This window comes from Bradyrhizobium cedriense, from assembly GCF_054602315.1.
Window position 1 is genome coordinate 767493 of record NZ_JBTSWB010000002.1, and the last position, 12455, is coordinate 779947.

General features: G+C 66.4%; 10 protein-coding genes. 2 read left to right on the forward strand and 8 right to left on the reverse strand.

The genetic code is table 11. From position 1 onward, the window contains the following. Positions 1-98 precede the first annotated feature (98 nt). Both ACYCVF_RS09835 and ACYCVF_RS09840 read left to right on the forward strand, forming a co-directional pair. Entirely contained in the window at positions 99-2264 is a 2166-nt protein-coding gene (locus ACYCVF_RS09835; protein WP_459602051.1) for an anthranilate synthase component I, read from the forward strand. 9 nt (positions 2265-2273) lie between these two features. Continuing rightward, on the forward strand, positions 2274-2807 hold the full coding sequence (locus tag ACYCVF_RS09840; RefSeq protein WP_459602053.1) for an adenine phosphoribosyltransferase: 534 nt from the start codon (positions 2274-2276) through the stop codon (positions 2805-2807). Positions 2808-2813: 6 nt separating this feature from the next. On the opposite strand, the gene ACYCVF_RS09845 is transcribed toward ACYCVF_RS09840, so the two are convergent. From ACYCVF_RS09845 to ACYCVF_RS09880, 8 genes are all read right to left on the reverse strand, one after another. Further along, a complete protein-coding gene (locus tag ACYCVF_RS09845; RefSeq protein ID WP_459602055.1) occupies positions 2814-3146 on the reverse strand; it encodes a GIY-YIG nuclease family protein in 333 nt (110 codons plus the stop codon). Positions 3147-3233: 87 nt separating this feature from the next. Beyond that, a complete protein-coding gene (locus tag ACYCVF_RS09850; protein ID WP_459602057.1) occupies positions 3234-3902 on the reverse strand; it encodes a hypothetical protein in 669 nt (222 codons plus the stop codon). A gap of 60 nt (positions 3903-3962) precedes the next feature. Then, positions 3963-4715 (reverse strand): P-loop NTPase family protein, encoded by a 753-nt coding sequence (locus ACYCVF_RS09855; RefSeq protein ID WP_459602059.1) that lies wholly within the window; start codon positions 4713-4715, stop codon positions 3963-3965. 193 nt (positions 4716-4908) lie between these two features. Then, entirely contained in the window at positions 4909-6099 is a 1191-nt protein-coding gene (locus ACYCVF_RS09860; protein WP_459602061.1) for a M48 family metalloprotease, read from the reverse strand. 131 nt (positions 6100-6230) lie between these two features. Next, positions 6231-6791 carry a LemA family protein gene (locus ACYCVF_RS09865; protein ID WP_459602063.1) on the reverse strand — a complete coding sequence of 187 codons (561 nt, stop codon included), beginning with the start codon at positions 6789-6791 and terminating at the stop codon, positions 6231-6233. A 139-nt stretch (positions 6792-6930) separates the two neighbouring features. Beyond that, a complete protein-coding gene (locus ACYCVF_RS09870) occupies positions 6931-7908 on the reverse strand; it encodes a small ribosomal subunit Rsm22 family protein (RefSeq protein ID WP_459602065.1) in 978 nt (325 codons plus the stop codon). A 113-nt stretch (positions 7909-8021) separates the two neighbouring features. Next, positions 8022-11486 carry a chromosome segregation protein SMC gene (smc, locus tag ACYCVF_RS09875; protein WP_459602067.1) on the reverse strand — a complete coding sequence of 1155 codons (3465 nt, stop codon included), beginning with the start codon at positions 11484-11486 and terminating at the stop codon, positions 8022-8024. A gap of 217 nt (positions 11487-11703) precedes the next feature. Then, entirely contained in the window at positions 11704-12360 is a 657-nt protein-coding gene (locus tag ACYCVF_RS09880; protein WP_459602069.1) for a DsbA family protein, read from the reverse strand. Positions 12361-12455: the final 95 nt, after the last annotated feature.

The following is a 12455-nucleotide window of genomic DNA, read 5'->3' on the forward strand; positions in this document are numbered from 1 at the left end:
TTTCCTTTCCCAAATCGTCTGAGGTCGCCAACGCAGTGCGGCGGCCTGATCGTTTGTCCTGTGTGGCGTTCCCTCGGCAAGTTTCGTAAGAGGACCCCATGAACAGGACCGTCTTTGCCCTTCCGGCCCGAAGCGACTATGTCACCCGCGCTGGTCTTGCGATCACGCGCGTGGCCGAGCAGTTCACCGGCGGCGCAAGCCGGCTTGACGATCTCGTCAGCCTGCTCGACCGCCGCCGCGGCGTGGTGCTGTCCTCGGGCACGACGGTGCCGGGCCGCTACGAGAGCTTCGACCTCGGCTTCTCCGATCCGCCGCTGAAGCTCGAGACCGTCGGGGTCAATTTCAGGCTGGAAGCGCTGAACGCGCGCGGTCAGGTGCTGATCGCCTTCCTCGGCGACGTCCTGCGGGAGCCATGCGTGGTGATCTCCGAGAAGAGCGTTTCGCACCTGTCCGGCCATATCATCCGCGGCGACGCGCCGGTCGAGGAGGATCAGCGCACCCGGCGCGCCAGCGTGATGTCGCTGGTACGCGATATCGTCGCCGCCTTCTCCGCCAATGACGACGGGTTGCTGGGGCTGTTCGGTGCCTTCGCCTACGATCTCGTCTTCCAGATCGAGGACCTCGTGCAGAAGCGGCCGCGCGAGCAGGACCAGCGCGACATCGTGCTTTATGTGCCCGATCGCCTGCTCGCCTATGACCGCGCCACCGGCCGCGGCGTGGTGCTCACTTACGATTTCGCCTGGAAGGGCACCTCGACCGAAGGCCTGCCGCGCGAGACCGCCGACAGCCCCTATCTCAAGACGCCCCGTCAGGGTTTCGCCGACCACGGGCCCGGCGAATATCAGGCCACCGTCGAGACCGCGCGTGCGGCCTTCGCGCGCGGCGATCTGTTCGAGGCGGTGCCGGGGCAGCTCTTCGCCGAGCCCTGCGACCGCTCGCCGGCCGAAGTTTTCCAGCGTCTTTGCGTCATCAACCCGTCGCCCTACGGCGCGCTGATGAATCTCGGCGAGGGCGAGTTTCTCGTCTCCGCCTCCCCGGAGATGTTCGTGCGCTCGGACGGGCGCCGTGTCGAGACCTGCCCGATCTCGGGCACGATCGCGCGCGGCACCGACGCGATCGGCGACGCCGAGCAGATCCGCCAGCTCCTGAACTCGGAGAAAGACGAGTTCGAGCTCAACATGTGCACCGATGTCGACCGCAACGACAAGGCGCGCGTCTGCGTGCCCGGCACCATCAAGGTGCTGGCGCGGCGGCAGATCGAGACTTACTCGAAGCTGTTCCACACCGTCGATCACGTCGAGGGCATGTTGCGCCCCGGCTTCGACGCACTCGACGCGTTCCTCACCCATGCCTGGGCCGTCACCGTCACCGGCGCGCCAAAACTCTGGGCGATGCAGTTCGTCGAGGATCACGAGCGCTCGCCGCGGCGCTGGTATGCCGGTGCGATCGGCGCGGTGAACTTCGACGGCAGCATCAACACCGGCCTCACCATCCGTACCATCCGCATGAAGGACGGCCTGGCCGAGGTGCGCGTGGGCGCGACCTGCCTCTTCGACTCGGATCCTGCCGCGGAAGATCGCGAATGCCAGGTCAAGGCCGCCGCGCTGTTTCAGGCGCTGCGCGGAGATCCGCCAAAGCCGCTGTCGACCTTCGCGCCAGATGCGACCGGCTCGGGCAAGCAGGTCCTGCTGATTGATCACGACGACAGTTTCGTCCACATGCTGGCCGATTACTTCCGCCAGGTCGGCGCCAGCGTCACCGTGGTCCGCTATGTGCATGCGCTCGACATGCTCAAGCAGAAGAGGTGGGACTTGCTGGTGCTGTCGCCCGGTCCCGGGCGCCCCGAGGATTTTGCGATCAGGAAGACCATCGACGCGGCGCTGGAGAAGAAGCTGCCGGTGTTCGGGGTCTGCCTCGGCGTGCAGGCGATCGGCGAATATTTCGGCGGCGAGCTCGGGCAGCTCACCCATCCCGCCCATGGCCGGCCCTCGCGGGTGCAGGTGCGCGGCGGGCGCCTGATGCGCAACCTGCCGAACGAGATCGTCATCGGCCGCTATCATTCGCTCTATGTCGAGCGCGACAGCATGCCGGAGGTCTTGTCCGTCACCGCCAGCACCGAGGACGGCGTCGCCATGGCGCTCGAGCACAAGACCCTGCCGGTCGCCGGCGTGCAATTCCATCCGGAATCGCTGATGTCGCTCGGCGGCGAGGTGGGCTTGCGAATTGTCGAGAATGCGTTCCGGCTCGATGCGCCGGTCAATTGAGAGGCACGAATGACCTTTGATCTGAAGGGGAGCGTCCGCACCATCCCCGACTATCCCAAGCCGGGGATCATGTTCCGCGACATCACGACCCTGCTCGCGGATGCGCGCGCCTTCCGCCGTGCCGTCGACGAGCTGGTCAATCCCTGGGCCGGCAACAAGATCGACAAGGTCGCCGGCATGGAAGCGCGCGGCTTCATCATCGGCGGCGCGGTTGCGCACCAGCTCTCGGCCGGTTTCGTGCCGATCCGCAAGAAAGGCAAGCTGCCGCACACCACCGTGCGGATCGCGTACTCTCTCGAATACGGCATCGACGAGATGGAGATGCATGTCGACGCCATCTCGCCCGGCGAGCGCGTCATCCTGGTCGACGACCTCATCGCCACCGGCGGCACCGCGGAAGGCGCGGTGAAGCTGTTGCGCCAGATCGGCGCCAACGTGGTTGCGGCCTGTTTCATCATCGACCTGCCCGAGCTCGGCGGCGCCGCCAAGCTGCGCGCCATGGACGTGCCGGTGCGCACGCTGATGACGTTCGAGGGGCACTGAGAGCGTTCAGATCGCCTCGGCCTTCAGCTCGCCCCGCCAGTGCAGCATGCGCTCCTTCAGGAGCGCATTCCTGACATAGGCACTCTCCTCATCCTCCAGCCGCTCGCATTCGCCGAACGTCAGGCCCGCCTCGCCGTGCGCGTTCCAGGCGGCCTGAAGGCTGCGGCAGGTGTGGTTGCCCTGGCGCAGCGAGAACCAGATGCGGTTCTGGATCGTTTCGAGGTTCGGCGCTTGGCCGACCCAGGCCTCGCTTGAGGCCGCGCAGCGGACGACGAAGATGCCCGCAACGGTCTTCCGCTCCTTATAGGCGGCGATGGCTGCTTTCCGGTCGATGCTCACGGGGAAGACCTCGTTGAAGAACGCAATGGGCGTTCTCCATAAACGCGGTCTGGCGCGCAGTCAATAATACCCGGGTAAAATTTCTGCCTAGGACCGCTGCAGGATCAGGCTGAGCTCGAGTTCGCGGAAGGCGAGATAGTTGCGCCGAATCCACTGGTGCAGCTCGGTCGACGAGTCCTTCTCCTGGCGCAGATAGCCGGTGAAGGAGAAGTTCAGCCGGTCGATATAGGTCTTGAGGAAGCCGGGCAGCGCGGGCAGGCGGAACAGCCGTCCGCTGGCCATCGCGGGCGGCAGCTCTCCGCGCATGACGTACTCATTGTCCACCGTGATCAGGTTCATCCGCGGAATCTGCCCGCGCAGCATCTCGTGGGCGCGAGCCGAGACGCGGTCGGCGTCGGCGACGAACAGGATCTGTGGCGCCACGTGGCGGCGCGCCGCCTCCTTCAGGAGGCCGATCTCGTCGGTCATCTTGAAGAATTCGTCGAAGGCGTGGAAGCCGAGGTCGATCACCTTGGCAACGCCGTCATCGAGGATGACGCGGTCCATCAGCTGCATTTTACCGTAGGTGTCGATCACGTCGGCGGTTTCGGTCACCTTCGGCAGATAGTCGAGCAGCGACGGCTCCTTCAGGTTGACGTCGAAGGCCGCGACGTTGCCGTTCTTGAGCAGCAGGAATTCGCTCAGGAGCCGCGCCAGCAGGGTCTTGCCGACCTGCGGGCGGGGCGAACAGATGATGTAGACAGGTGTCGCGGGCATCGACAGCTATATCAGGCCAACTCACCGCCCAATCCAGCCGTATCAGCCCGGGCTTCGCAACTATTTTTCGCTGTTGCGGGTCACGGGCTTCGAGCCGACGATGTCGGTCAGCCGGATGCGGTCGAACTCGCTCCAGACGTTCGCAAGCCAGTGCCGGACATAGCCGCGCAGCACGAAGGAGTAGTTCGCGGCTTCGTCGTTGATGCCCTTGTTGGCAACGAATTTCAGGAACGGGACGGAAGAGACCTCGACCTGCTCATAAGCCATTTCGTTGAGCTTTGGGATGGTCAGCTCGGTCGCGTCCTTGATGCGGTGGAAGTAGGAATTGTAGGTCGCCTGGTCCCACTGGAAGAACTGGGTGTCGTTGATGAAGTTCTTCACCAGGAAATATTTCGCGCCGCCCATGAAGCCCGCGGTCTCGGCGATCTCGTCCAGCGACGCAATCGAGGGCCCCAGGATGTGGAACACCGCAAACGTGATCTGGCCGGCCTTGGCGGCGTCGAGGAAGCCGATGTCGCGCAGCGAGGCCAGGGCCGGCGAGAGCAGGCCGGCCCGAACGTCGATCACGGTCACCGACGGGCTCGTCGCATTGAGCGTGTCGAAGATCTTCATCTGGTCGGCCGTCGTCGTCATGTCGACGATCTCGGTGATGTCGGGGTGGAAGCGCTTCAGGGTTCCGCGCGGCGACTCCGTGTCGAAGGCGCGCGTCGGCACGTTGTTGGCGGAAAAATAATCGAGCAGAGTGCGCGACACCGTGGTCTTGCCGACCCCGCCCTTGTCCGCGCCCACCACAACCACTGCCGGCTTTGCCATTGCTGTCCCCTAACGCGCCCTCCGATCGCGCCTCGCAATCGGCCGGGCCCAAATCGATGTCCCGAGTCTGCTGTTGGGCGCGAACATGGCAGAAACAAGGGAGAATTCAATTCCGCAGGCCCCAGTTGCGGCAATTCCCGAAGTTTTTCCCGATTACTGTGAAACCCGCTACGGAGCGCGCCGATCGCGTGGCTCAGTGGCGGCCCCACGGTCCCATCGGATTACCTGCCGGGGATCCCGAGGGGCTTGCTGTCGGTACGGGCGGCGGACCAGCGGGGCTGCCTGCGTCGCTCCACGGCCCATGCGGCGGCGGCTGGGCATCCTGCGGGTCGGTCTGCGCCGCGGGCTCTTCCATCTCTTCAGTGAGGTCCGGCAGCGGGCCGGGATCACGGCCGCCGGCGAACTTGACCAGCGCGTCCACTCGGGACTGCACCGACGGGTGGGTGGCGAACAGATCGGCGAAGCCCTCGCGCGGATTGTCGACGCAGAGCTCCATGACGGCCGAGGTCGCGCCCGGCAGCTCGCCGCGGCCCTCGATCTTGCGCAGCGCCGAGATCATGGCATCGGGGTCCTTCGTCAGCTCGACCGAGCCGGCGTCGGCGAGGTATTCGCGCGACCGCGACAACGCGAGCTTGACCACCTGCGACAACAGCCAGGCCAGCACGATGAGCACGATCGCGATGATGATGACGATCACCGCCCCTCCGCCGGAGCTCTTGCTGTCGCTCGATGACGAGGAGGAGCCCGACGACCGCGAGCCGCCGGAGCCGGAGCTCCAGTTCAGATTCGTGAACAGGCGGAAAAACAACTCGCCGAAGAAGCCGACGACGCCGGCGATGATGACGGCGACCACCATGAGCTGCACGTCGCCGTTCTTGATGTGGGTCAGCTCGTGGCCCAGCACCGCCTCGATCTCGTTGTCGTTCAGCGCGTCGAGGAGGCCGGTGGTGACGGTGATGGAGTATTGCCGCGGATTGAGGCCGGTCGCGAATGCGTTCAGCGCCGGGCTCTCCATGATCTTCAGCTTCGGCATGGTGATGCCGCGCGAGATGCAGAGGTTTTCGAGCAGGTTGTAGAGCTGCGGCTGCTCCTGACGGGTGACGTCGTGGCCGCCGGTCACGGCATCGATCATCGACTGGTGGAAGAAATAGGCGATCGCGATCCAGGCGATCGCCGCAACGGTCGCGAAGGGTGCGGCCTTGAGCAGGTCCGCGAAAGCACGGCTCAGATAGTAGGCGACCGTCCCATTGCCGTTGATGACGACCTCGGCGACCAACGCGCCGGCATAGACCAGCACGTAGACCAGCATGAACAGGCCCGCGAGCAGCAGCATCGAACGAAACTTGTTCGAGGCGATGTGCGTGTAGAGACCATACGCGGCCATGACGCGCCTCAGTCAGTGTGTCCGTCGTTCCGGGGCACGCCGAAGGCGTGAACCCGGAATCTCGAGATTCCGGGTTCGTCGCTTTGCGACGCCCCGGAATGACTGAGAAAAACAATGGACATGTCAGACGATCAGAACTTCACCTGCGGCGTCGCCTCGACCTCGGTGCGGCTCGCGCCGAGATCGAAGAAGTCCTTCCTGGTGAAGCCGAGCATGCCGGCGAACAGCGCAGCCGGCAGTTGCTGGATGCCGGTGTTGTATTCCTGGACCGCGTTGTTGAAGAAGCGGCGGCTCGCCGCGATCTTGTTCTCAAGGTCGGAAAGCTCGGATGCGAGCTGCTGGAAATTGGCGTTGGCCTTGAGGTCGGGATAGGCCTCCGACAGCGCGATCAGCCGGCCGAGCGCGCCGGAGAGCTGGTTCTCGGCGGCGGACACCTGCGCCGGCCCCTGCGCCGACATCGCCGAGTTGCGTGCCTTGATGACGTCGTCGAGCGTGCCGCGCTCATGCGACGCGTAGCCTTTCACCGTCTCGACCAGGTTCGGGATCAGGTCGTGACGCTGCTTGAGCTGCACGTCGATGTCGGCAAAGGCCTGGCTGACGCGCTGGCTCAGCGCCACCAGGCGGTTGTAGGCGCTGAAGGCGAACAGCGCGAGGACGACGATGACGCCGAGAACGATCCAGCCGGTCGACATGCAGAACTCCTGAAGGGGAAGAAGGCGGGCGCTAGTCTAGACCAAATTGGCGCAAGGCGAGAGCCCCGGCGCGAAAGGGGAGGTTAGACTTGGTCGGACAAGGAGGCATCCGAGTTCAAGGCGAAAGCCCTGAACGAGGTTAACTTTCCGCAACGACGGCGTCGCCCCAGCGCCAGCGGCGGGCACTTGCATAGGCGGCCTTATCGCGGCGAGGCACTTTCGCGAACTCGACACCGTCCTCTGCACAGAGCTTCGCCGTGACCCCGACCTTGCCGACCTCCGGCGGCGCCAGCACGCGCGCGGCGCGCGTGGCGGGCGCTGTGCGAGTCAGGGCTACGTAGATGAAGCGCTCGTCCTCGAACGGCACGTCGGCACCCTTGATCTGGCGATGCGCCTGCGAGCGCGGCAGACGCTGGCTGAAATGGCACCAGTCGGGTGGGATGAGAGGGCAGGCCTTTTCGTGCGGGCACGGCGCGACGACGTGGGCACCCAGCGCGATCAGGTGCTGGCGCAGCGCCAGGATGCGCGCGTAGCCGGCGGGCGTGCCGGGTTCGATCACGACCAGCGCGTGGCGCGCCTTGGCCCACATGGCTTGCGCGAGCTTGCGCTGATCGGCCTCACTGAGCTCGCCGATGACGTAGCTGGCGAGAACGAGATCGGCTGGCGAGACCTCGGCGAGATTGCTGCCGGCATCGCCCGGCAGACAGCGGCACGCCGTCAGGCGCGAGCTGTCGCGCGCCAGTTCGAGCGCGAGCCGGCTCAGCGTGGCGTTGGCATCGAGCAGGGTGAAGTCCTGCAGCGAGGGGAAGGCTTCCGCCGCGGCCCAGCTCGCGGTGCCCGGCCCCGCGCCGACGTCGAGCAGTGTTTCCGGAGCGAAGTCCGGCGCAATCTTGGTTAGTGCATTCAGGCTCGCGGCCACCGCCGCGTAGGTCGCCGGCATACGTGCGAGCGCGTAGGCCAGCGCATCGGCTTCCGACCTGATCGAGCCGGAGCCGCCGCCCGCGCGATAGGTGGTCGAGATTTTCTGTGACCGTTGTGCCGCATCGGTGCGGGAAAAGCCCTGAAGCTTGGCGTCGAGGGCGGCCTTCAGTTCGGCGGGGAGGGTGGGAGCGATCATGTTGTCCCACCGTCATCCCGGGCCGCGCGAAGCGCGAACCCGGGATCTGGAGATTGTCGCGCGAGATTCCAGGTTCGATGCTGCGCATCGCCCCGGAATGACGGTCAATCTTCTCACGCCACGTTCTGGTCGAGGATGTCCACCGCTTCGGACAGGCTCACCGACACCAGCTGCGAGACGCCGCGCTCGGCCATGGTGACGCCGAACAGGCGGTTCATCCGCGCCATCGTGATCGGGTTGTGCGTGATGATGATGAAGCGCGTGTCGGTCGAGCCGGTCATCTCGTGCAGCAGGTTGCAGTACCGTTCGACGTTGTGGTCGTCGAGCGGCGCGTCGACTTCGTCCAGCACGCAGATCGGCGAGGGGTTGGTGAGGAACACCGCAAAGATCAGCGCCATGGCGGTCAGCGCCTGCTCGCCACCCGAGAGCAGCGACAGCGTCTGCGGTTTCTTGCCCGGCGGCTTGGCGATGATTTCGAGGCCGGCTTCCAGCGGGTCGTCGCTCTCGATCAGGTGCAGCGCGGCCTCGCCGCCGCCGAACAGCTCGACGAACAGGCGCTTGAAGTGGTTGTTGACGACCTCGAACGAGGTCAGGAGCCGCTCGCGCGCCTCCTTGTTGAGGCTCTGGATGCCCTGGCGCAGCCGCTTGATGGCTTCGACGAGGTCGTCGCGCTCGGTGACGAGGCCGTTATGCTGGGTCTCGACCTCGCGCAGCTCTTCCTCGGCGCGCAGGTTGACTGCTCCGAGGCGCTCGCGGTCGCGGCGCATCTTCTCAAGGTCTTCCTCGATGTCGCGCAGCGGCGGAAGCTCGGCGCCGGGCTCGATCTCGGCGAGGCCGGCAACGGCCTGCGGCTCGACCTCGAGCATGTCGCGGATCTCGCGCTCGACGTCCTCGAGCCGGCGCCGCGCACCTTCCATGCGCTCCTCGGCGCGAGCGGTGGCCTCGCGGGCGCTGGACAGTGCTTCGAGCGTCAGCTTCGCGACACGGTCGGTCTCCGCCATCGCGGTCTCCGCGGTGGCGAGTGCGTCGGCAGCCATGCGGCGGTCGTTCTCGGCGTACTCGATCTCGGTGATCAGCGCGCTGCGCTTCTCGGCGAACACGGCCGGCGCGTTCTCGAGCTCGCTGCGCTCGATCGAAAGCTCGGCGATGCGGGCCTGGATGGTGTCGATATGGGAGGCCGCGCTCTCCTTGCGGTTCTGCCACTCGGTGCGTTCGGCAAGGATCGCCTGCACGCGGCGGTCGGCGAGTTCGGCCTCGCGCGCCAGGGCCTGCGCCTCGGCGCGAACCTGGGCGGCCATGCGGCGATGGCCTTCGATGTCGCTGCGGACGGCGGCGAGCCGAGTCTCGGTGTCCTCGCTCGACGGCAGCTCACTGATGCCGGCTTCGGCGTATTCGTAGGCGGCCTCGGCTTCGGCGCGGTCGGCGGCGAGACGGCTGTGCGCTTCCGACAGTGTCGCCTTGCGTGCGGCGTGCCGGCTGATCTCGCGCTCGGCGGTGGCGTGCCGCTCGCGCGCGACGTTCAGCTCGCGCTGCGCTGCGCGCCATGCTTCGCGCGACGCGCCTTCCGTGCTGGCCGCCATCTGCAGCTCGGATTCGGCATTCTCCAGCGCCTGACGCTTGATCTGGGCGTCGATGCGGGCCTGCTCCAGCTCGTTCTCGATGTCGACGAGGCGGGCGCGCTCGGCAAGCCGTCGGGCGGCCCCGGTCGGCGCGTGAGCGGCGGCGACAAAGCCGTCCCAGCGCCAGACGTCGCCTTCAGGCGAGACCAGCCGCTGGCCAGTCTTGAGCTGCGAGACCAGCTCGGCGCCGCGCTCGCGCGGCACCACGCCGATCTGCGCCAGGCGGCGTGCGAGTTCAGCCGGAGCCTGGACATGGTTGGCGAGCGGCACTGCGCCCTCGGGCAGCGCCGGATCGCCTTCGGTGTGTCCGACATTGGTCCAGCGCATCGGCGCGGAGGGATCGATCGGTGCATCGAGATCGTCGCCGAGGGCGGCGCCGATCGCCTTTTCAAAACCCTTGTCGACGGTGATGCCGTCGATGATCGGCGGCCACAAATTCTTGGTCTCGCCGTTGACGATCTTGGAGATCGTACGCGCCTCGGTCTCGAGCCGCTGCACGCGCTTGTCGGCTTCGACCAGCGGCGCGCGCGAGGATTCCAGCGTCTGGCGCGCGGCGACATGGGCGGCTTCGCTCGCCTGCGCGGCGGCTTCCGATGCGGCCAGCGTCTCCTCGGCGGTCTCGACCAGAGCGGTCAGCTCGTCGAGATCGCCGAAGCCGCCGGTCTCCCGGGCGAGCTTCTGCTCTTCCGCGGCGACGCTCGCGATCTCCTGGTCCAGCCGGGCGAGCTTGTCGCGGTGGGTGCGGACATTGGCCTCGAGCTGGTTGCGCTTGGCGGTGAGGTCGGCGAGCGCGGTGGTGAGCTCGGCGAAGCGCTGCTCGGTTTCGGTCAGCACCGCCTCGGCCTCGGCGACGCGCTCGTCGACGCCGGAACGCTTTTCGACGCGCGACTTGATCTCTTCCTTGAGCTCGGCGTCTTCGGTGTCGAGCCGCTGCAGCGCGACGTCGGCGTCCATGGTCTGCTGCTGGGCGCGGGAGATGTCGCCTTCGAATTGCGCGAGGCGCCGCTCGAGCTCGGTGACGCGCTCCTTGGCGCGCTCTTCCTCGCGGTCGAGCAATTCGCGGGCATTGGTCAGGCGCTGAAGCCCGGCTGCGGCGCGCGCCTCGGCGTCACGCAGCGCCGGCATGTCGGCGGCGCGGATGGCCTGGATGCGGGCGGCTTCGGCCTGGTGCTGGGTCCGCTCGGCCATCTCGCGGACGGCGAGATCATGGGTCTGACCGGACTCGTTGACGTCGGCATGGGCGCTGATCCAGCGCAGGTGATACAGCGTGGCCTCGGCCTTGCGGACCTTGGCGGCGACCTCGCGATAGCGCACGGCCTGGCGGGCTTGCTTCTTCAGGCCTTCCATCTGGCCGGACAGCTGGCCGATCACGTCCTCGACGCGGGTGAGATTGGTTTCGGCTGCCTTGAGCCGCAGCTCGGCCTCGTGGCGGCGGGCGTGCAGGCCGGCGACACCGGCTGCGTCCTCCAGCACGCGGCGGCGCTGTTCCGGCTTGGCCTGGATGATCTCGCCGATCTTGCCCTGGTGGACGAGGGCGGGCGAGCGCGCGCCGGTGGCGGCATCCGCGAACAGGATCTGCACGTCGCGGGCGCGCACGTCGCGGCCGTTGATGCGATAGACCGAGCCGGCCTCACGCTCGATGCGGCGGGAGATTTCGAGCATCTGGCTGTCGTTCATCGCCGCCGGCGCGGTGCGATCGGCATTGTCGATCGTCATCGTCACTTCGGCATGGTTGCGCGCGGGGCGGTTGCCGGAGCCGGCGAAGATCACCGCGTCCATGTCGGCGGCGCGCAGCGATTTGTACGAGGTCTCGCCCATCGCCCAGCGCAGCGCCTCGACGAGATTCGACTTGCCGCAGCCGTTGGGGCCGACCACGCCGGTCAGGCCGGGCTCGATGACGAAGTCCGTGGGCTCGACGAAGGACTTGAAACCGTGAAGGCGCAGGCGGGTGATTTTCATAAGCACGCATCTCTGTTGGCAGGCGCGAATCCCCCTGCCGGGACAATACCATGGAAGGCAATGTCGCTGTCTGGGTGAGTCGCGCGAGGCGGCTCATGCGGCTGGACAATGGCCGCGGTGCGCCGCGAGGGCAACCGGCGAAAGCCGCTTTTCCCAAGGGATTTACGCCGGGAAAGATACGGCTTTGGATGCGCGAATCAGGATTGCTGCGTGCGAATCAGCTCTTCAGCAGCGGATTGATCTTCTTGGCGAACTCCTCGAACGAGGTCTCGCCCTTGATCTTCTCGCCGTTGATGAAGAACGTCGGCGTGGAGTCCACCTTCAACACGTCGCTGGCGTATTTCTGGTCGGCGGCGATCTTGTCGAGCAGCGCCTGGTCCTTCAGGCAGGCCTCGACCTGCTGCTGGGTAAGGCCGGCCTGCTTGCCGATCCGCGTCAGGGTCTCGGTGGTGTTCTTCATCACCCAGTCGTTCTGCTGGCGGAACAGCATGTCGGTGACCGCGAAATATTTCGGCGCATCGTCCTTGGCGATGCAGCGCGACAGCATCGAGCCGGCCGCCGCTTTGATGTCGAGCGGGAACTCGCGGAAGATGTAACGCACCTTGCCGGTGTCGATGTATTCCTTCTTGATCTTGGGGAACACCTGCTCGTTGAAGGTCGCGCAATGCGGGCAGGTCATCGAGGCGTATTCAGTGATGGTGACGGCGGCATCGTTCGGGCCGAGCGCCATGTCGGGCAGCGACACCGGCTTGGCCACATCGGCGGCCGACTGTGCCATGGCTTCGGAGACGAGGCGCAGCGGCGAGAGCCCGGCGAGCGCGGCAATCCCTGTCAGCGACAGCATCGTGGTGAAGGCGCGGCGGGTGATGATCAAGGTCGGCTCCCGGAATTGGCAAGGTTCGTCCGAGGTTCCCGCTCGGACGGCCTGTCGCTAGCTTGAAACGTCGATTGAGGCAATGGCGAGCCGCA